At 46.0% G+C, this 19,526-nt stretch carries 25 protein-coding genes, 5 tRNA genes and 1 pseudogene; 26 read left to right on the top strand and 5 right to left on the bottom strand.

The genetic code is table 11. The features are described 5' to 3' along the window. The first annotated feature begins 125 nt into the window (after positions 1–125). The 4 genes from RW092_RS10005 (at position 126) to RW092_RS09990 (ending at position 659) form a co-directional block, all read left to right on the top strand. Positions 126–201, top strand: a tRNA-Asn gene (locus tag RW092_RS10005). Between the two features lie 7 nt (positions 202–208). Continuing rightward, positions 209–297, top strand: a tRNA-Ser gene (locus RW092_RS10000). A gap of 183 nt (positions 298–480) precedes the next feature. After that, positions 481–555, top strand: a tRNA-Glu gene (locus tag RW092_RS09995). Between the two features lie 21 nt (positions 556–576). Further along, positions 577–659: transfer RNA gene (locus RW092_RS09990), tRNA-Leu, on the top strand. Between the two features lie 68 nt (positions 660–727). On the opposite strand, the gene RW092_RS09985 is transcribed toward RW092_RS09990, so the two are convergent. Next, positions 728–1,579, bottom strand: coding sequence for a Cof-type HAD-IIB family hydrolase (locus tag RW092_RS09985; protein ID WP_316010123.1), 852 nt, complete (start codon positions 1,577–1,579; stop codon positions 728–730). A 99-nt stretch (positions 1,580–1,678) separates the two neighbouring features. Between RW092_RS09985 and RW092_RS09980 the strand changes: the two genes are divergently transcribed. Together RW092_RS09980 and RW092_RS09975 are read left to right on the top strand one after the other, a co-directional pair. Beyond that, entirely contained in the window at positions 1,679–1,999 is a 321-nt protein-coding gene (locus RW092_RS09980) for an AzlD domain-containing protein (RefSeq protein WP_254899750.1), read from the top strand. Between the two features lie 38 nt (positions 2,000–2,037). After that, on the top strand, positions 2,038–2,778 hold the full coding sequence (locus tag RW092_RS09975; RefSeq protein ID WP_316010122.1) for an AzlC family ABC transporter permease: 741 nt from the start codon (positions 2,038–2,040) through the stop codon (positions 2,776–2,778). A gap of 16 nt (positions 2,779–2,794) precedes the next feature. On the opposite strand, the gene RW092_RS09970 is transcribed toward RW092_RS09975, so the two are convergent. Then, positions 2,795–3,433: a PAS domain-containing protein gene (locus RW092_RS09970; RefSeq protein WP_316010121.1), complete on the bottom strand. Its 639-nt coding sequence runs from the start codon at positions 3,431–3,433 to the stop codon at positions 2,795–2,797. Positions 3,434–3,663: 230 nt separating this feature from the next. Between RW092_RS09970 and RW092_RS09965 the strand changes: the two genes are divergently transcribed. From RW092_RS09965 to RW092_RS09940, 6 genes and pseudogenes are all read left to right on the top strand, one after another. Next, entirely contained in the window at positions 3,664–3,984 is a 321-nt protein-coding gene (locus RW092_RS09965; protein WP_051417170.1) for a helix-turn-helix domain-containing protein, read from the top strand. A gap of 68 nt (positions 3,985–4,052) precedes the next feature. Further along, positions 4,053–4,135: transfer RNA gene (locus tag RW092_RS09960), tRNA-Leu, on the top strand. 243 nt (positions 4,136–4,378) lie between these two features. Further along, entirely contained in the window at positions 4,379–4,654 is a 276-nt protein-coding gene (locus RW092_RS09955; RefSeq protein ID WP_016313102.1) for a hypothetical protein, read from the top strand. Between the two features lie 111 nt (positions 4,655–4,765). Continuing rightward, positions 4,766–5,191: a thiol-disulfide oxidoreductase DCC family protein gene (locus RW092_RS09950; RefSeq protein WP_316010120.1), complete on the top strand. Its 426-nt coding sequence runs from the start codon at positions 4,766–4,768 to the stop codon at positions 5,189–5,191. 137 nt (positions 5,192–5,328) lie between these two features. Further along, positions 5,329–6,549, top strand: coding sequence for a nucleotide-binding protein (locus RW092_RS09945; protein WP_316010119.1), 1,221 nt, complete (start codon positions 5,329–5,331; stop codon positions 6,547–6,549). Next, positions 6,515–7,402 (top strand): annotated as a pseudogene (locus RW092_RS09940) (TadA family conjugal transfer-associated ATPase); the annotation flags it as partial. The gene RW092_RS09945 and the pseudogene RW092_RS09940, both read left to right, overlap by 35 nt. A 101-nt stretch (positions 7,403–7,503) precedes the next feature. Here the strand turns inward: RW092_RS09940 and RW092_RS09935 are convergent. From RW092_RS09935 to RW092_RS09925, 3 genes are all read right to left on the bottom strand, one after another. Continuing rightward, the gene (locus RW092_RS09935) at positions 7,504–8,985 is read right to left on the bottom strand and encodes a recombinase family protein (protein WP_316010118.1); all 1,482 of its coding nucleotides are present in this window, start codon (positions 8,983–8,985) and stop codon (positions 7,504–7,506) included. A 15-nt stretch (positions 8,986–9,000) separates the two neighbouring features. Next, positions 9,001–9,480 (bottom strand): ImmA/IrrE family metallo-endopeptidase, encoded by a 480-nt coding sequence (locus RW092_RS09930; RefSeq protein WP_316010117.1) that lies wholly within the window; start codon positions 9,478–9,480, stop codon positions 9,001–9,003. A gap of 113 nt (positions 9,481–9,593) precedes the next feature. Then, positions 9,594–10,013 carry a helix-turn-helix domain-containing protein gene (locus RW092_RS09925; protein ID WP_316010116.1) on the bottom strand — a complete coding sequence of 140 codons (420 nt, stop codon included), beginning with the start codon at positions 10,011–10,013 and terminating at the stop codon, positions 9,594–9,596. 135 nt (positions 10,014–10,148) lie between these two features. Between RW092_RS09925 and RW092_RS09920 the strand changes: the two genes are divergently transcribed. The 14 genes from RW092_RS09920 to RW092_RS09855 all read left to right on the top strand — a co-directional run bounded on the left by RW092_RS09920 (position 10,149) and on the right by RW092_RS09855 (position 19,493). Beyond that, on the top strand, positions 10,149–10,379 hold the full coding sequence (locus RW092_RS09920) for a helix-turn-helix transcriptional regulator (protein WP_316010115.1): 231 nt from the start codon (positions 10,149–10,151) through the stop codon (positions 10,377–10,379). A gap of 33 nt (positions 10,380–10,412) precedes the next feature. Then, entirely contained in the window at positions 10,413–10,556 is a 144-nt protein-coding gene (locus RW092_RS09915; protein WP_177178784.1) for a hypothetical protein, read from the top strand. Positions 10,557–10,584: 28 nt separating this feature from the next. Next, on the top strand, positions 10,585–11,379 hold the full coding sequence (locus RW092_RS09910; RefSeq protein ID WP_316010114.1) for a transcription termination/antitermination NusG family protein: 795 nt from the start codon (positions 10,585–10,587) through the stop codon (positions 11,377–11,379). Then, positions 11,379–13,610, top strand: a complete 2,232-nt coding sequence (gene recD2 / locus RW092_RS09905; protein WP_316010113.1) for an SF1B family DNA helicase RecD2 — start codon at positions 11,379–11,381, stop codon at positions 13,608–13,610. The genes RW092_RS09910 and recD2 overlap by 1 nt, the downstream gene beginning before the upstream one ends. Further along, the gene (locus RW092_RS09900; RefSeq protein WP_090725964.1) at positions 13,603–14,268 is read left to right on the top strand and encodes a hypothetical protein; all 666 of its coding nucleotides are present in this window, start codon (positions 13,603–13,605) and stop codon (positions 14,266–14,268) included. Before recD2 ends, RW092_RS09900 begins: the two co-directional genes overlap by 8 nt. A gap of 195 nt (positions 14,269–14,463) precedes the next feature. Further along, positions 14,464–14,667, top strand: a complete 204-nt coding sequence (locus RW092_RS09895) for a hypothetical protein (RefSeq protein ID WP_316010112.1) — start codon at positions 14,464–14,466, stop codon at positions 14,665–14,667. A 228-nt stretch (positions 14,668–14,895) separates the two neighbouring features. Further along, positions 14,896–15,096 (top strand): hypothetical protein, encoded by a 201-nt coding sequence (locus RW092_RS09890; protein WP_316010111.1) that lies wholly within the window; start codon positions 14,896–14,898, stop codon positions 15,094–15,096. A gap of 118 nt (positions 15,097–15,214) precedes the next feature. Then, on the top strand, positions 15,215–15,490 hold the full coding sequence (locus tag RW092_RS09885) for a stage V sporulation protein S (protein WP_316010110.1): 276 nt from the start codon (positions 15,215–15,217) through the stop codon (positions 15,488–15,490). Between the two features lie 41 nt (positions 15,491–15,531). Continuing rightward, the gene (locus RW092_RS09880; RefSeq protein ID WP_316010109.1) at positions 15,532–15,945 is read left to right on the top strand and encodes a hypothetical protein; all 414 of its coding nucleotides are present in this window, start codon (positions 15,532–15,534) and stop codon (positions 15,943–15,945) included. Between the two features lie 22 nt (positions 15,946–15,967). Next, on the top strand, positions 15,968–16,807 hold the full coding sequence (locus RW092_RS09875) for an HNH endonuclease (protein ID WP_316010108.1): 840 nt from the start codon (positions 15,968–15,970) through the stop codon (positions 16,805–16,807). Beyond that, positions 16,804–17,346, top strand: a complete 543-nt coding sequence (locus tag RW092_RS09870; RefSeq protein WP_212940274.1) for an HD-GYP domain-containing protein — start codon at positions 16,804–16,806, stop codon at positions 17,344–17,346. Before RW092_RS09875 ends, RW092_RS09870 begins: the two co-directional genes overlap by 4 nt. Next, on the top strand, positions 17,343–17,795 hold the full coding sequence (locus RW092_RS09865) for a metal-dependent hydrolase (protein ID WP_212940275.1): 453 nt from the start codon (positions 17,343–17,345) through the stop codon (positions 17,793–17,795). The genes RW092_RS09870 and RW092_RS09865 overlap by 4 nt, the downstream gene beginning before the upstream one ends. A 181-nt stretch (positions 17,796–17,976) precedes the next feature. Next, positions 17,977–18,369 (top strand): hypothetical protein, encoded by a 393-nt coding sequence (locus tag RW092_RS09860; protein WP_036714838.1) that lies wholly within the window; start codon positions 17,977–17,979, stop codon positions 18,367–18,369. A gap of 338 nt (positions 18,370–18,707) precedes the next feature. Continuing rightward, complete coding sequence (locus RW092_RS09855; RefSeq protein ID WP_120464971.1) at positions 18,708–19,493, top strand: hypothetical protein; 786 nt, start codon at positions 18,708–18,710, stop codon at positions 19,491–19,493. Positions 19,494–19,526: the final 33 nt, after the last annotated feature.

The raw sequence follows: 19,526 nt of genomic DNA, 5'->3' as shown, positions 1-19,526 counted from the left end.
CGGGGTTCGCGTTCCAGGCATCTTAAATGACTGCCCACGCTAGCTTGACACTGACGAAAGCGCTTTGATTCTTGACTTTGCTGCGTAACCGTGATAAATTAAATGATGTCCTCAATTATTTTCGTTCCCCGATAGCTCAGTCGGTAGAGCACTCGACTGTTAATCGAGTTGTCACAGGTTCGAGTCCTGTTCGGGGAGCCATTCATATGGAGAGATACCCAAGTGGCTATAAGGGGACCCTCTGCTAAGGGGTTAGACTGCGTAAGCGGTGCGAGGGTTCGAATCCCTCTCTCTCCGTTCTGAGTTACATCACAATAAGAGCCTCCGGCGATCCGGAGGTTCTTTGTTGTTGAGGGATGAGAACCCTCGATTGGAGGGGGCTTAGGACAACCAAAATATTTTTTAAAATTAGGGCTTGCAAGCCGGAAATCTTTTTGCTATACTCATTTTTGTCGCCGCTTCTAGTGGTGATGAAGCTGTGGCCCGTTGGTCAAGGGGTTAAGACACCTCCCTTTCACGGAGGTAACAGGGGTTCGAATCCCCTACGGGTCACCATCCCTTTTATTAATTTCATATGCGGTAGTGGTGGAATGGCAGACACGCTATCTTGAGGGGGTAGTGGGCGTACGCCCGTGGAGGTTCGAGTCCTCTCTACCGCATCCTAAGAAAGTGAAGAACCTTGCATTTAGCAAGGTTCTTTCTTCATGCCCAAAGGCTTAGACAGGGGCTAGATTTCGAGTAAAGTGCGAATTGCATAAGCCACTCCGTGTTCGTCATTTGTTCGGGTGACCGAGGTGGCCAGGCGCTTGACGTCATCTACAGCATTGCCCATAGCGATTTTGGTACCTGCGACTTGAAACATGGAGATATCATTATAGCTGTCACCGATCACCACGGTATCGGACATCTCGACGCCCAAATGGCCGGCGAGAAATTGTAATGCTTGGCCTTTGTCGGTTTCCTTCGCGATGACCTCTACAATATGCTTGGCGGAGGTAGTCGTTTGCACCTGAGGCTGTACGTTAAAATGTCGCGTGATTTCGTCGAGTTTTTCTTTGTTATAGGTAAATACCAGAAGTTTATATATAGGACGCTCTTGCTCGATGAGCTGCAGTGGATTGTCGATTCTCTCGAAACCAAATTGAACGAATTGGATTTTTGCGCTCTCCCACAATCGATCCCGATCGACCTCCACATTTGCGCTGACCAGCATATCCATTTCAGCGAGCAGCTTTTGCTCGCCGCTTGACGGTGAATAGATGGCTTCAGGACAAAATATTTCGAAATAGACGTCCTGTTTCAGCAAATAACGAATGGCTTCCGCAGCAGCGTTCGAGTGAATTGGCGTTTCCCGCAGCAGCATTCCTTCCCGGTCGAACACTTCTGCGCCATTGGATGCGATAATGGGGATGGACAGCTTCCCGGTTAAATGTCGGGCATCAAAGCTTGCTCTACCGGTACACAGCGTTACAGTATGCCCCTGTTCTACGGCGTGCGAAATGGCGTCCAAGCCTTGGGAGCTCGGGCGGCTGTTCGAGGTCAGCAGCGTTCCGTCCAGATCAACAGCGATCAGTTTCATCGTTAGTTTCCTCCTATCCTCCCATTATGGGTGAGGGTTATCTTTATGGTTACGAGTATAAATTATGAAATGCATTTCAGGTCAAGGAGAGATCAAAACGTGGTAACTCAGCTTTGGATCATTGTTCTGATTGGAGCGGGAACCTATTTATTACGGGCAGGTTCCTTAGTATTAGGCAGCCGGATCCGGTGGTCCGATTCTACGAAGGAATGGTTAGCGTATGTGACGCCTGCCGTGCTTGGCTCGCTGATTGGCCCGCTGCTGCTGCTTGATGATGGGAAGTGGATACCGCTGGCGGAGAACCTGATGCTGTTTGCCGCGATTCCTACGATTTTGATCGCCTGGTGGACACGCCGTCTTCTGTTAACAGTAACCGCCGGCGTGCTGTTTTATGCAGGTTTTCACGCTTGGCTCGGCTGACCAGGATCAAAAGATAGATAGAGGGAGAGGAAGCATTCATGAATCGACCGAAACGAAGTGAAGAGATTCAACATGCCTTACGGGATGCATTTCCGATTCTGCTGGCTTATTTTCCATTGTCCATGACTTACGGTGTGCTAGCTGCGGCGGGTGGAATGCCGGGGGGAATGACTGTGTTCAGTTCGGTTTGGATCTTCTCGGGAGGGGCCCAGTTTATGCTGTTAGGTATGTTGGCATCCGCTGCGGCTCCCGTGACCATCGTAACGACACTGCTGCTGTTAAACATGCGTCATGTCCTCTATGGAGCAACGATGGGACCTTACCTGTCGACATGGCGGGAATTCCCCAAATGGTTGGCAGCGATTGGCCTAACCGATGAAGGGTTCGCGGTCACTTCCAGCCGGGCAGCCCAAGGGGAGACGATATCGCCTGCTTATTATATTACTTTCGCATTGGCGATTTATGGGTCGTGGATTGCCGGTACAGCGGTAGGCACTGGATTGGGGAGCTTCGTTACCGCAGAATTGGCGGAAGTTTTAACTTTTGCGCTGCCGGCGCTCTTCATCGCGTTGCTTGCCGGGGGCGAGCGTACTGTGCCATTCCTGGCTGCAGCCGGGTGCGGGGCACTGCTCGCCACCTTGGCGGGGATGCTCCAGCTTGGGGGCATCGGCTTGATTGCCGGAGGCTTGGCTGGTGCTACACTGGGGCAGCAACTCAGCCGAATGTTATCACGACGGCTTTCGGCAGCCCAAGACAAAGCTGAACGTCCGTTACACTAACGCTCAGCTGAGTTCATTATGGTTCCTGCTGGGGCGGCAAGTCCAGGTTCGAGGAATATTTGGGATATAAAGCCCGGATGCAATCAGGGCAAATGTCATGCGTAAATTCAGCGTGGGTATGCTGGATCAGGTAAGCCTCGGTGTTACACCATCTGTTGTTGCCTTCATCCTTGATCTTCTTACATACGGCACAAATGGGAAGCAGCCCTCGGAGCGTGCGGGTATGTGCGAGCTCATGCTGAATTTGAAGTTGCAGACGCTTTATCCGGGTGATGTTGGTGCAGGTGATCACGATGCCTTGAGGTGAAGAGGCGTCCTCTTCGGCATAAGGAGTTAATTCGGCGAGAAACCAGAGCTCGTCATCGTTGGAGGAAACCTTGAATTCAATCTCAATAAGGTCGGTTTCCCCGCTTAATATTTTCGAAAATTGCTCCATCAGCAGATGGGGGTTAAAATAACGATGATGATGCGGCCCCTGCTGAAAAAACTGAAAAATGTTTAATCCGGGCCGTGCCCAGCCGTGAGCAACACCCAAAGAGGCGGCACGTTTGGCCCAAGTTCGGTTGACAGAGACGATCGTTCCATTCGGTTCAATGATTGCAACACTTTGATTCAAAGAATGATAGGGTGCCTTCCATTGGAGGTTGTCACTCATGGCGGGTACGCTCCTGTCATGAAACTGAGGGCAGTCTTCCGACCTATTAAGTACTTGCCAGTGGTATGTTAAGATATAGGTATAGTTCCAGTATTTCACTCTATTATAAACGCATCTAAGTTATTACACAACTTATAAATTACTTAAATGCGCCATCAAAGCTGTTGAGGAAGGTTGGAGAGAAGTTGTCAATCTACGAACGTATTGAACTGCTGATTAAAAACGCCGGCATGACCAAAAAGGCGTTTTGCCTCGAATTGGGGATCAGTACCGGGAACTTCGGGGATTGGAAGCGGGGAAAGTCCACGCCGAGCACGAATAAATTGATTGAGATCGCGGCTTTCTTCGATGTTAGTCTGGACTGGCTTATGACGGGAAAAGAAAAACAGGCGGAGTACGTGCAGGATCATAGAACGGAATATACCACCACCACCGATAAAGACTGGGGGGCGTTCATCGGCACGTTAACCGAAGCCGAGCGGGCTTTTGTTCGGGAATATATCGAGTTTGTCCGTTACCGGAGGCGGAAGACCGGTCGGATGGACAAATAATTCCACTTTACTTTTGGAGACAGCAAAGCTATAATTACCATGTTCGTCTGAACCTAGACTTAACATATGCGGTAGTGGTGGAATGGCAGACACGCTATCTTGAGGGGGTAGTGGGCGTACGCCCGTGGAGGTTCGAGTCCTCTCTACCGCATGACAGAAGAACTTCTCGGAGGGAATCCGGGAAGTTCTTTTTTAATTCCATTGAATTGATGGAGCATGTGAGTATGGGAAGGTGACTTTTTGCACATATTAATAAAAATCTTGCGAAAAGTGCGTCAAATCAAGCCGTTTGGGCAGGTTTTCAAGTTGACACGCCGATAAAAATTCATTAATATGTCTAAGTACTAAAAGAGCTGCGCTCTGTGGAACGAAATTTGATAATACGGGTGATAACATGGCTTACAGACCGAATGTTGTAAATGTGACCAAGGCCGGCAGCAACGAGAATGACGGATTATACGAGTTTATCGTGAATCTGGCCGATGGTACGGCGTGCCGCGTGTTTTACCACCGTAATCCCGAATGGCGGTTAACCAACGTCAGCAGGCTGCAAAAGACACCTTGCCCGGTCTGCCGTAAAGACTTCATTTGCGGATGTATGGAGAAGTTTTCGGATGAAATCAACCGTCAGATGGTAGAAGGACAGTGGCTGGAGAAGCTGACGTCCTAGTAAAAACGCTTTGGCCAGCTGGCGACAGCAAGCACGGGAATGGTCCCGTGCTTTTTTCATATCTTCTAGTAACTTATGTGTTACCCGCGTACAGGAGAGGAGGCCAGGAGCATGTCAGTTCAACGGAATCAACGGAATGAACATGTGATCTTATTTGACGGCGTCTGCCATTTATGCCAGGGAGCGGTTAAGTTTATTATCAAACGTGACCCGGCTGGGCGGTTCCGCTTTGCCTCACTGCAGTCTGAGGCGGGGAGCCGGCTGCTGCAAGCGTCGGGAGTGCATGTGGAGTCGCTGGACAGCGTCGTGTTGATCGAAAATGGAAGCTATTATATCCGCTCGGCGGCGGCGCTGCGGATTGCTAGAGGCTTACGCTATCCCTGGCCGCTGCTGTACGCGTTGATCGTTGTCCCCAAGGGACTTCGGGATGCCGTCTATCAATTCATCGCCAGACATCGTTACCGTTGGTTTGGGAAGGACGAGACTTGCCTTGTGCCCACCCGGGAGCTGAGGGAGCGGTTTTTGGAGGATCGGTAATTATAGAGAGTTATATAATAGAAACTAAGAAAAGGTCTTGTCTATCATCCATAAATGTGATATTCTTACTGTAAAATCCAGGAATTCGGAACGGTAGCACCGTCCATTACTCGATTGTTAAATCGGGTTATTGGGCGGTGCTTTTTTTGTTCTCGTTTTCCTTGAAGGAGGGGATTGAGATTCCAATCAAATTAGTGCTAGCCGTGCAAGAGGAGGAGTATATCGAACCATTTTTGCATTATGTTCATGAGAGCGAGTTCGACCGGCGATTGGTGGTGACCGCGTTTAGCCGGAAGGAGGCATTTGCCCAATACCTGCTGGAATCCAGCGGAGAGATCGATGCGGTGTTGGGTGACCAGATGTTCCTTGAGGCGGCAGAAGGCATGAAGCGCCCCGGGCTTTACTTCATTGAACTAGGGGAAGGCGGTGGGCCACAGCATTCGGATCGTTTGCGCGTCGACAAATATCAGTCGTTGCATCAGCTGCTTTCTGCGGTGATCGAGCTTGTTCAAGGAGCCTCAGGCAAGGAGGTGCGCATCGGCGGGCAGTCGTTGGTCATTGGGGTTTATTCAACCGTAGGAGGCTTAGGCAAAACGACGGTGGCGCTTCATTTGGCCCGACAGCTGGCGACCGAAGGGGGGAAGGTATTTTACCTGAACCTGGAGACGATTGGCAGCGAACCGCCGTTTACCGGGCAGGGCACAAAGGAGGAGAAGCCTGGTTTAGCCCGGCTGCTGTACGACTTGAAGGCGGCTGAGGATCGGCGGGAACCGCCCCGTTTTCCGATCTCCGCGTATGCCTACAGGCATCCCGTCCTGCAAGGAGATACGCTGGCCCCGCCGGATAATCTGAATGAGCTGCTGGAGATGGAGCGCAAAGATACAGTGGAGTTAATTGAGTACATTGCCGGCAGCGGTTTGTATGACTCGGTGATCGTCGATATGGATTCCTTTCCAGATGGACGTATGGATGCGGTGCTGGAACGGGCGGATCGTATTGTATGGATCGTAACGGAGGATTGGGGAGTAATGCGTAAAACCCGGGGATGGCTGACTCATCTGGAACGTACTCGGCCGAATTTTTACCGGTCGCTTCTGAAGAAAACCTGTTTTGCACTGAATCGATATACAGGCAAGCCGCTGGCTGATTTGCAGCGTCCCGAGATGAAACTGCGAGCTACGCTATCGTATATTCCAGCCTGGAGTCAGGGCAGCCGCCAAGGTGAATTGCTGCATTCGCCGCTGTATCAACGCGATATGATTCGGCTTTGCCGTGAGCTTCAGGGTGAGGAACCGTCATTCGCTGGTGCGGGAGGGATTCATGATGGAGGAAGCGGAATTTACCGCCCTGCGCAATGAAATTCGTCAGGGGCTGGATGTCACCTCTGTTCTGAACGATGACCAACTGATGGACTATATCGAGCGACGCGTTCTGGAGGATCGGAGATTAAGCGGGGCAACGGCGGCCGAGAAGCGCAAATGGGTGCGCAGGTTGTACGATTCGTTTCGCGGGCTGGATGTTCTTCAGCCGCTCGTTGAGGATCGCAGCGTCACAGAGATTATGATCAACAGTCATGAGGAAATCTTCGTCGAGCGAGAGGGGCAGGTTCAGCGGATTCCTGTCCGCTTTGAGTCCCGGGAGCGCTTGGAAGACATTATCCAGATGATCGTTTCCGGCGTTAACCGGGTAGTGAACGAATCGTCGCCAATCGTTGATGCGCGTCTGCGGGACGGGTCGCGGGTAAATATCGTACTGCCTCCCATCGCTTTAAAGGGCCCAACGATGACTATTCGCAAATTCCCGGAACGGCCGTTAACCATGGAGCAGTTGGTTGCGATTGGCTCCCTGAGCGAGGAAGCGGCGGAGCTGCTGCAGCGGCTGGTGCGAAGCAAATACAACATCTTTATCAGCGGCGGAACGGGCTCGGGGAAAACGACGTTTTTAAACGCATTGTCCCAGTTCATCCCACCCGATGAGCGGGTGATTACGATCGAGGATTCCGCCGAGCTGCAAATCGTTTCGGTCCCGAATCTCGTATCGCTCGAAACCCGGAATGCCAATACGGAAGGGAAAGGCGAAATTACCGTGCGCGAGCTGATTCGCTCTTCGCTGCGTATGCGGCCCAACCGGATTATCGTTGGAGAGGTGCGCGGGGCGGAGGCGCTGGATATGCTTCAGGCCATGAACACTGGCCATGATGGCTCCCCATCATGGGTATTGTGGAGGTCAATATAATCAAGATGATGATATACACAATATCAATGATAGGAGTCCATCGTGGGTATTGTGGTAGTGAATTAGACATGGAGTCGTTAGTTGAACGAGATCTCTTGGATGTAAGCATCAAAAAACTTGTTTTTCACACCTTTAATTTTTCGTAAGTCGGTGTTTACTACAATCTTATCAAAGACAGTATGAATAATTTCTTTTTTCTCTTGATCATCGAAATACGCCCAGCCTTCTGCTAGTCCAACCAGTTCCTCAATTCGAGGTATGCCAGAAAAAGCCTTTTGTTCTTGTGCAATCCGTTGGCGAATCTCCTTCTCACGCTCATCCTCTTCAGCCATTCTCTTACGGATTTCCTGCTTCCCAATCAAGCCTTCAACAAACATGTACTGCCACTTTTCCCTACGTTCAGCTACCTTTGAAAGCTCGCGTTTGGCGCTGTCGATTGCACTTTTCTTTTTTCCTTCATCAGCAAATATTTTCATAGCCTCTTCATTAAGTTTTACCATATCTTCTTGGATTTGATTAATGTACTGGAACACCAAATGTTCGATGTGTGTCTGGCGAAAGATAGGGAGATCACACGTCTTACTGTGATGACGGTTAGAGCAAATATAGTATTGAGTACGGACAATCCCTTTGGTTGTTGTTCTTTTTGTTGTCAATCGTCCAAACATAGCTGCTCCACAACGACCACAACGTAAAACGCCACTAAACCAGTATTCACCAACTTTGCTGAATCCGCCTTGAGATTTCCGTTTCATGTATTTCTTGAGTTCTTCATACTCCTCTTGAGTAAAAATAGGTTCATGTGATCCTTTACCATATACGCACTTTACCCTCTCATCTCGTTTGCTGTTAACGTATGTACCAGCAGGGGTCTTTGAACCAATCCTAATGATACCTGCGTAATATGGGTTCTCTAATGTGTAGGCAACGGTAGCATCAGTCCACTCTCGCCCTCTTCGAAGCTTACCCGAGCGATTCATAATCATAGCCACAGATTTATAACCTTTACCACTCATATACAAATCTCTGACTTCACGAATCAGTGCAGCCTCTTCAGGAATGAGTTGCTCGTCCTGCGTGTATCCATAGGGCACTACGCCACCTGGACGTCGACCCTCCGCAACCATTTGCTCGACTCCGAAGCGTACACGCTCTGAGATCGTCCCACGCTCCCACTCAGCCATTGCACCGACAAGGGTGATAAAGAACCTCCCCATTGCTGTCGTCGTCTCAAAAATCTCTGTAGCGCTTTTAAACTTCACGCCATAAAGATCAAATGTTTTAAGTAGGGAGTGCAGGTCGCCTACGGAACGAGTAAGGCGGTCGAGTTTGTAAACGAGAACAACATCAAACAGTTTCTTCTCCATATCTTCCAACATACGCTGCATATCTGGGCGTTTTAAGTCTTTTGCTGAATAGCCATCATCAACGTAAAAGTCGTGTATGACCCAATCCTGTGATTCTGCAAAGCTGATTAAACGACTACGTTGCCCCTCAATGCTAAAACCTTCTTCTGCTTGCATGTCAGTTGATACACGAATATAGATAGCAACACGCATTTATACATCGCTTCCTTAAACATTAATGTTTTGTGCATTCCAGGCTTCCCATCTATTTTTGGCTAAGTCGAGTGGAACGACAAATTCTTCAGCAATCCAGCGAATACCTTCATCAAGGTAATTGATGTGTGCAATATCGTCATGATTGATCATGTGAAGGGGTACAAGCAGATACTCTGCGAAATGTGCTGCTTGTATTTCGTGGCGCTGGATATGTAAGTTCGATATTTCTAAGTGGGAGGCTACATGTAGAACATGATGACACAACTCATGGGCTACGGTCTGTCGCCATTCAGGCAGAGATAACTGATCGTTGATATATAAACCGCTCCATCCTATTTTTGTGGGATGGGTGATACAATGACTGCGGATTGAAGTTGGAAAGACTTCGGCTTTACAAGCATAAGCGATGGCTTCGATGTCGATTTCGTGTGGGTAGTGGATATTGAGATAATTCAAGAGTTTATTCACTTGCTGCTCTAAGTTTAAGTTCATGAAACATCGTCCTTTTTCTTGGTGATTATGGTGTTCTAAGCTTTGAAAACACGTTTAAACGGAACGTATGTTCTGTTTAAACTGTAAAAGAAAAGCCCTAAAGGGCTATAGAATTATTTATCTTTCAAATCCCAAGCGGATTCGTCAGTGTCTTTTTCTGTAGGAGGTACTTTCTTTTTCTTTTTGATTTCTTCATGCCAGTAGCGAATAATTTCTTCCTTTTCTTCGTTTGAAGCCTCTAAAAAACCATCGAAAAAAATTTGTTCAAGCAGAGGGAGTTTTGACGTATTAGTTGGTGCTATCCGAGTGAAATCTGCTTTAGGTGCAGTACCCTTATCTCTCCCCATTAAGTAATCAAGTGATACATCAAAAAGATCAGCTATCAAGAGCAAAGTTTCATGTGAAGGCTCACGTTGCCCTCGCTCGTACATACCAATTGAGCTTTTACTGACTTTTAACTTCTCAGCTAATGCTTCTTGGCTCATTTTATGTTTTTGCCTTAAGCTAGTGAGTCTCTCACCGAAATTTGACATGTACATCACCTATTCCTATATTACCACGTTTTGTGATTGTTTATACGAAAACTCACAAAAAGTGTTTACAGGTTACTAAATGTGTTATATCATTGATGTAGATTACAAAACGTGAAAAAAAGAGGTGTGTTGAAAATGTCCAAAGAAGTCGGGCAAAAGCTAGTAGAACTTCGAGGAGAAAGAAGAGCTGAACAAGTTGCTAACGACCTCGGAATCCCTGTAAGAACTTTAAAGTCTTATGAGCAAGGGGAAAGAACTCCAAAAGATGATCTGAAAACAAAGATTGCGCATTACTATAATGTAAGCATTGAATGGCTTTTTTTTGATCATTTCGACCACTATAAGTGTCCATTAGTGCACGAATAGTGAATATTATTAGCGGTTTGAAAGGAGACTCCAATGAGCGAGAAGCCAATTTTCTATAACCCTGGTTTATCTGAAAAAGCTTGGAATAAGCTGCACAAAATGCTGGCAGCTTTAAATATCAAATACGCTGCTGAGATTCAAGCTAGCCGAAAAGCAAAGCAAGAAAAAGCTATGTAGTAAGTAAAACGATGAAGGAGGTACTCTGATGGGAGCTGCGTTTGCAATACAGGTTATGACTGGTAAAGAGAACAATGTTAAAAAGCTGATGGAGTGGGCGTTTGCTCGAAATGAATCCGCTCAAAATTGGATCAAGGCAGTACATACATTTACAACAACTACTCGACGATTGCTCGGTCAGGGAAAGCTTGGAAAAGAGATTAAACGTGCTATTATGCCCGGTTATATTTTTATTGAAATGAATTACTCAGTCGATGAAAATAATTGCTCGGCGCATTTACCTGTCGATGTGTGGCATCTCATCAAGAGTATCCCCGGAGTAATAAAACAATTTACTGGCTCTGGACAAGTTATCGGAGCTGATGAGTTTCAAAAAATGCTCGGGCTGGAACCAGAAGAACAACAAGTTGAGATAGCAGTCCCTGTTGAAGAAACATCGGCATCTAATGAAGTCGATGAAGTTGAGAAAAATATGAAGAATGCTCTGCATGAAGTCAATATGGCCAAGACTAAGGAAGAGCGCGCGCAAGCACTAAAAGCTTTGGATGTTGCTGAACAACAGATGAATGTATTGGTTGAAAAGGTTTATGAAGAGCCGGTTGGAGTAGTAGCGAAGGAACTGAGTGGTATTCAGCAGCTTAAGAATCGTATGGCTGAAAGGGTACGAGCATTTGTAAGAAATAACAAAGAAATTGTGAGTTTTCCAAGAACCTTTTTGGACAAAATTATATACTCTGTTGATCTTCAAAGCAAATGGCTGCAATCACCGCGATCATTGATAACTTTATTGTTTAAATATCTTCGTGAGTCAGGTGTTAGCTGATGGAAGCACCATTACTAGAAACGAGCACAGGCCATGTGGTGTACTTCATCCATCCACGTAACGGTAGTTTGAGTGAGGAGGATACCTTTGGTGTAGCGCGTTGGCAGCCGGAAAACGGCGGTGAACCCTTTGCCATTAAAGGCAATCTTTACGGAGTAAACAAAGGGGAGCGGATTACTGTTCATGGTAAGTGGGAGACTCACCCCAAATATGGACTACAGTTTGCTGTAGATCACTGGGAGCGGCCTTTGCCTAAAACCAAGGACCAGATTATTTCCTTCCTCAGTTCTAAATTCGTCAAAGGGTGCGGAGTGAAAACTGCTGAATTGATCGTTCAAAAGCTCGGTGATCGGGCACTGGAACGAATTATGCATGAGGGTGCCGCTTGTCTAATGGGTATTAAGGGGATTGGCACGAAAAGTGCAGTGAAAATTGCAGATAGCATTAAAAGCAATTTTGAAATTCAGCAGATTATGATGACGCTGTTGCCCTACGGAATTTCTGCGGATACTGTAACGAAAATGTATAAGCAATGGGGGAACGAGTGCGTTGATATTGTGCGGCGCAACCCATATCGACTCACGGAGATTCATCTAATCGGGTTTCTTAAGGCTGATGAGATAGCTATGACAATAGGTATTAGTATGGACTCACCGTATCGCTTAAATGCAGCGTTACAGCATGTTCTTAACGAGACGTGCTATAAGGGGGGTCATTGTTTTGTCTTTGAACACGAACTAATTGATCGGACTAAAGAACTTTTACGAGGCGTTTCAGAACAGGATATTGAAACTGAGCTTCAGTTAATGGCAGCTCACGAACAAGTAATATGGGAAGAAGATAGGATTTATCCGAAGCACCTGTATATCTATGAAAATAAACTTGCTCATAAGCTGGCTTGCATGGCAACCCGGAGTGGCGGAGCTATGCCTTTTTTAGAACCGATGATTCGCGAGTATCAGCTGCAACACGGAATTGTACTGGCTGAAAAGCAACGTGAGGCAGTTCGAGAACTGTTCAGGCAACAATTGTTGATCATTACCGGCAATCCAGGCACAGGTAAAACCACTGTGGTAAAGGCCATGATTGACATCTATAAAAAGCACTATCCAGAAGCAACCATTGGGCTATGTGCGCCTACAGGCCGTGCGGCTCGTAAACTTGGAGAGCTAACAGGCATGGACTCTTCCACTATTCATATGATGCTTGGATTCCGTCTTGGTGCTGAGCCGGAGTATGGCGAGAATATGCCTCTGCCCTTTGATCTGATATTTATTGACGAAGTGTCAATGAAGGATTTGCAGCTTGCATATAACTTGTTTCAAGCCATCGGGCCAAATACAAAAGTGGTTCTTATAGGAGACAGCGACCAACTTCCATCTGTGGGGCCTGGAAATGTGCTGCATGACATGATCGCTGCTTGTATTCCTCATGTACGTCTAACAGAAATCTTTCGTCAAGCCCAAGAAAGCCAAATTATAATGAACGCTCATCGTATAAATCATGGTGAGCAGGTCGTCATTGATAAAACCAAAGATGATTTCTTTTTCATCGAGCAGCCCGAGCCGGAACGAATTGCTCATCTGGTCGTACTTAGTGTGCTAAGATTCTTGGACAAGGGGTATAGGTTGGAAGACATTCTTGTGCTTTCACCGATGAAAAAAGGGGTTATTGGTACGGAAGAATTAAATAATGCACTCCAAGCGGCGGTGAATCCACCGGCATTAGATAAAGCCGAGATAAAGACCGCTGGGCGCATCTATCGTCAAGGAGATAAGGTTATCCAGACTAAGAATGATTATGATAAACAGGTATTAAACGGTGATATAGGGACGGTAATTGGTACGATATCCATCAAAAATGAAAGTGGTGAGTTGACGGATGAAATAGGGCTTGCTTGTGATTTTCACGGGAAAGTAGTGGTCTATAGTAAGCACGAACTAAAGGACTTGCTCTTGGCCTATGCCATTACCATACACAAGGCTCAAGGTGGACAAGCCCCTGTAGTTATTATGCCTGTCTCTACCAGCCATTACGTTATGTTGGCTCGAAATCTGATCTATACTGGCCTGACGAGAGCAGAGAGGGTTTGTGTCATGATAGGGACTCGCAAGGCACTTAGTATGGCTATAAGCAACAACAAGATGGTGCAGCGTAATACGGCGCTAAGGGAGAAGATTGAGAGTAATTTGCAGAGTATTCCTACAGGGCAGAGGAAGGTATATGGATAAGATTGGGGCGTTAAAGCAGACACTTCAACAGGCAGAATTGAAGGCGAAAAGGCGAACTGAGATTGATCTAGGTAAGGTCAATGACGAAGAAGCCAAAGCTAATGAACAAGGGTTCATGATTGTACGCAAAAGGCAGAGAGCAGTAAATCAAACAAGGTTCTCTCAAACCATTGATGAAAATATAGCTTATCTATGTCAGATTCAATATTTAACCAGTGCTGAGTTTAGCTTTATCTTTACGCTTGCCCCAATGCTCAAAATGAACGTTAATGCTATTGTCGATCCTACATCCGGGCAATATTGTTCCGTGTCGGAGATTGCAACATATCTGAAGCGAAGTCGGCAAAAGACAAGTGAAATGATATCTGCATTAATTGAAAAAGGGATTATGTATGAATTCGCCAATGTTCATGAACTAAAAATTTACGGACGTCATGTCACTCGGCGTCCGTTTTTCTTGAATCCAGAGATTATATGCTGTGGGGATAAAAATAGGCTTCAAAGTGGGATTGTCCAACTGATGATTCATTACAACATCTTGGAAAGGTCTGGAGTGAAACTGCCGATCAAAGCCATTGTTGAACCACATAGTCAGTATGGAAAGTTGGTTAAGAGAAAGAAGTTTTTGGAAGTTGTAAAAAAGCAGAAGGGAAAATAATACAGTTCAAAAAAATACAGGTTTTTTGCGAGCAGGGGGTGTCACCAAAAGGGGACGCATGTGTCACGAAAAGGTGACACCCAAAAATGCCGAAAAATGCTTATGTATCAATGGTTTCATGATTTTAGCGAGTGGTCTTCTTTCTTAATCTATATATAATACAGTGACCATGGAATTCAGGAGGAGATGAAATGATTGAGGATAACAAAAAACGTGCGTATTCAATTTAACTTTGGTGAAGATGATGAAGATACATACGATGTTGATCTTCAAATTTCATGGGAAGCATCAAACGAAACAGAGGTCAGAACGGCGTTGGATGAAGCGGTGCAAAAATGGATCAGAGAAAATGTGAGTTATACATGGGAAGAGGTTGAAGTTGAGGAGGATGATCCTTAAAACTCAGGGCATGCGCGTGCACACAATGAACAGTCTTTGAAACGCCGGCTGTGGTGAGTGTCACTTTTGGCGAATGGGCTGAAGAGCAATGAGGAGGAGCGGGGAGCGCTAAGCAGGCATGATGGCGTCAGGCAGACATGGAGCAATCCCATCCCTAGTCCTTCAGCCCCATATCTCAAAGCCTGTTATTGCACTAATGACACATATTGCGAAGGAAGGATGTTCAAAGTGAACAAATATCAACGGTTGGTAGTTAAGTGGTTTTGTGAAACTGGTCAAAACTTCATCAGTGACATTGCTGAATTGGAAGGCGGATTTGATGGTGTACCAGATGAAGTATTCGATGCTTTTGGAAAGTTATCGTACAAAGAACAAATCGAAGTAATAAAAGAAGCTGCAAACAAGTTGCTGAGTAAAACTTCTGCATAGTTCGAAAATTTAATGCAACGTAATAGATAGCCTTTGGCCTTGCGACATCAGGTCAGAGGCTTTCACATTTTTTAGAGAGTGAGACAACTCTTAAAAAGTAAAAACGGAGGAATTCGATATGTCTGAAAATGTATTTAAAGTATCTTCAAAATCTTCGGTGAATGCACTGGCTGGGGCTGTGGCTGGCGGTATCCGCGATGGAAAGGTGAAGCTGGAGTTACAAGCCGTTGGTGCAGCAGCTGTCAACCAGGCGCTTAAAGCTGTAGCTGTAGCTAGGGGGTATGTATCATCCCAAGGTATCAACCTGACTTGTATCCCTGCTTTTGTCGATGTTGTGATCGAAGGAAAGCAGAGAACTGCCATGAAGCTGATTGTCGAGTCTGAGAGCCATTGATCAATGACAAACTTTCTTGAAAGTGGAAAGGGGAAGGAAGGATGTACTTTGCTAACGAACAACACAAAATTAATTTTCAACGTATTGCAGCGAAATTTCCTGACGTAAAAAAGGCAAGAGATTATTACGCTGCTTGTTACATCGGAGCATATCCAGAGATATATAAGTGTTTCTCATTGGAGAAGCAGAAGCACGGGCCTTTTGATTGGTATTTTGATTATTTAGAAGATCCGGGTGACTTTGCCGAGCGCAGAGATCGCGGAGAAACAACTGGTGATACAGCTCCGCTTACCGGACAAACCAGAAGCTTGTTGGAGCTTGGTTTGAATCTTTGGAATGGCCGCGATTTTGACTTGTCCGTGGGTTTACGTTCTTGGGATCAGGCGTTATACCTTGTAGCACTACAGGCCATTGATTTGCGCCGCTCTTCTCCAATATTGTCATTAACTCAATAATTAGCTTGGAGGAATCGTTCATATGAGCACATTAACAAAGCCTGAAAAAATTCGTAGTAGAGAAAACATCCAGAACATCCGTGAAGAATCTGGACATGCCTGTGAGTATGTTGATCCTGTTACTGGAGAACGTTGTAGTCATCCAGCAGAAGGTGAACCTCATCATATTCGTACTCGTGGGGCTGGCGGGGATGATCGAAGGGAGAACCTGATCCACCTGTGCGGTTGGCATCATCGGTTGTTTCATGATGGTAACCTGGATCGAAATGAATTGCTCACTATCGTTGCCAAGCGTGAAGGGCTAACACCAGAGGAAGTGGCGGATATTTTGAAACTGAGCTATCAGCCTCCTCCAGCCCAGCCAGCCCCTCAGCCCAAGGTTGAGGAACTGCTGCAAGCGTACATCCAGATTGATGAACAAGAGCAAGAAACAAGGTTCGTTAAAGGGCAGTTGCTGGATGCAATGTTGGCTGCCGGAGCCAAGCAAAAATTCCTGTCCTCGCAGATTGGAATCAGCCCGGCGCAAATTCGGGAGCTGGTGCATGTCTATCGGACGTTCCCTACACCTGAATCGCGACATCCTGCATTGAGCTGGTATCACCATCGAGTAGCTAGCCATTCAAATGAACCGGCTGCTATGTTGATTAAAGCTGGCGATGAATCCATGAGCACTAGAGAATTGCGCAAGGCCATTCTGAAACAAGAGGGGGCGGAACAACTTGTTAAGCAAGATGAAGATCAGGAGCAAAAGAAGGCTCAGCGGTTATTGGCATCTGTGCAAAAGATGTTGGATACCGGAAGCGAGGCCGCCCAGTGGTTTAAAACTAAATTAAAGCAGATGCTTAAGGAGGAGCAAAATTGATTTTAGAAAATGTGCTAAATATGCTTGATCGTAATCATGCTAGGCGAGTCAGTAAACTTTCAATGTCATTAGCGCGTCAGTTGGGACTAAGTGAGCATGAGATTCATCTGATAGGTCAGGGAGCCTTGTATCATGACATTGGTAAAATAGCTATTCCAACGTACTTACTGCAATCGAAAGAAAAGTTTAATGAAGAGGAATATAGGTTGATGCAACGGCATGTAGAGTACGGATTATCCATTCTATCTGTACATACAGGCGAAGAGATTGAAGCGGCGAGGGAGATTATTGCTTCACATCATGAGCGTTGGGACGGACAAGGATATCCGCATGGTCTTATGGGTGAAGAAATTTCGCTGTATGGTCGCATTGTTGCTGTATGTGATGTGTTTGACGCTCTATGCTCTGATCGACCGTACAAGGCAGCGTGGCCTGTAGGAAAAGCGTTGGACTATATTAAAGATCAAAGTGGTGAGGCATTCGATCCAAGAGTGGTCGAAGCATTCTTGCAGATGATGGCAGAGGGTGTTGCGGTATGAATGGGGCTTCTCATCTAGTTGGCGGAGTGACCGCCGCAATGGTGCTTGGCATCCACTCTCCAGCCCAGCTTGCCGTTGTAGCAGTATCATCCTTATTGCCGGATATAGATCGTCAAAACAGCTTATTAGGGCGTTGTATTCCTGTTTTACCGAGTGTCTTAGAGGCTACTTTTGGAAAGAGAACATTGACACACAGCATCATTTTTGGACTATGCGTATGGTTATTGCTTAGCATTCATTCAAGCTGGCAATGGCCTTTTTTAATTGGTTATGTATCCCATCTGTTGTTGGATGTCATTACAGGTAGAGTTGCTTTACTGTGGCCGATTCCATGGAAATTCGGTATACCACTCTTTGGTATACCTCCGGTATTTGTGGAGACAGCAGCAATGGCAGCTTGGGGAGCATGGATGGTACTTGGAGGATACAGTTATTTCTATATCACATAATCGAACGACTTTGAGGCTCCTGCATATTGCGGGAGCTTTTTTGCTTTTATCGAGAACATATGAAAGGAGGAAACCAAGATGTTTGCAGGTTGGATTAGCAAAAAGTACGGCATTGCGTGGTCGGTAAGTGAGTTCCGGAAAGACAAACGAGTAGGAGTATGCAAATAGGGAGGTCATTCACTTGAAAAGGTTAAAGCAGATTTTAGTTGTTATGATGGCAGGTTTGTTGTTTATGTTCAGTGCTGTCCCTCTTCAGAATTCTGTACATGCACAGAGCATCAAGGAGAGAATTCAAGGCAGCCAAGGCAGCGAAGTATCTAATTTGGAGAAAAAGGTAGATGAATCAACCACTGCGGGGGTTGATATGGCACGGCGCATTTTTGTGACACTCACAATTATCTTTGGGCTGTGGCTTGCTATCAGCTATTTCCGGGCAGGTTTTTCCCCGGACACTTTAAGAGAGACGAAAGGGAAAATTGTGTTTTTCCTTGCTTTCTTAGTTTTGTCGTTTTGGACAGAAGATATCTTGGGCGCGGTCTTCAAATTATTTGGTATAGACCTATCCAAACTGTGAGGAATTGGCTATGTGGGGACAATATCATCCGATACCGTACAAAAGCGCGATCAAAGAAAAGTTCATTACAATCTTTGGTATTGGCCTTAGTCTCAGTCAAGCGGCATGGTGGACAGTTGGAGGGTATTTGTCTGTTCAAATGTCCAAGGTGGTTCCGCGCATTGGGACAGACTGGTTCTATTCAAGGCTCCACTATTCTATACCGTTCTTATTCTGCATGTATCTTTGCTATTTCAAACATACCGGGACTAACCTCCCGGTATGGAAGTATTACTATCTGATGCTTCGGCTGAGATTGCGGAGAAGGAGATATTTGTACAAGAAAGGAGGAGCATGATATGGTCCTGATGCTCATTTTAGCTTTAGCGGCAGCGGTGTTCTATTTTATGAACTATCAAAAAAAAGAGAAACCACTTACCGTTCAGGAACTAATCGGAGCGAAAAATTCCAAAATCACATGGGATGGGCTTGCTCAAAACGGCAATAAATATCGCTTAGTAGTTGAAGTCGAACCTATTAATCTGGATAATGCCTCAATTGAGGAAAACAAAGCAGTTTGGCTTAACTTTCTTGGCCTCATTAACACGATCTCATTACCGGTTACATTCATCACGCAATCCCAACTGTTTGAGATGAAGGATTATACGGATGCCTACGGACAATCAGTTCAAGAGCTTCCTGATGAATATCCTGACCTGAAGAAATCGGGAGAATTGGTAAGACAATATTTGATAGAGAGTTTGGATCAAGGCACGATCAGAAATTATCACGGATATATTATTTTTGAATACGACCCTTTGAAGGCAGAGACAGGTGTGGCAGGGGCAGGGAGAATGAATGCGATTTTGGACAAAGCCGCTCCTAAGAAAAATAACTTATCAGAAGAAGAGCAATCTGATCTGGCATTGCAAGTATTAGAAGAGGTAGAGAACATCTTATATGGCTTCTGTGAACAAGTAGGAATGCGATATCAGCGTCTGGATAAGGCGGGAGTATGGAACTATACTTATCAAACCTTACAGCGTGAGCTGGCTCCACAAGCGCGGATGATTGATGCAATACGATCAGATTCATTCAAAAGATTAAAGCACTCTTTAACACAGGAAGAGTTGCAAAATGCGTAAAGGAACCTGGTCAGATGCAGTAAAAAGGGTCAG

Origin of the sequence: Paenibacillus sp. 3LSP (assembly GCF_032465655.1) — a bacterium.
Classification (GTDB): Bacteria; Bacillota; Bacilli; order Paenibacillales; family Paenibacillaceae; genus Fontibacillus; species Fontibacillus barengoltzii.
This window is presented reverse-complemented; position numbering and strand designations above follow the sequence as displayed.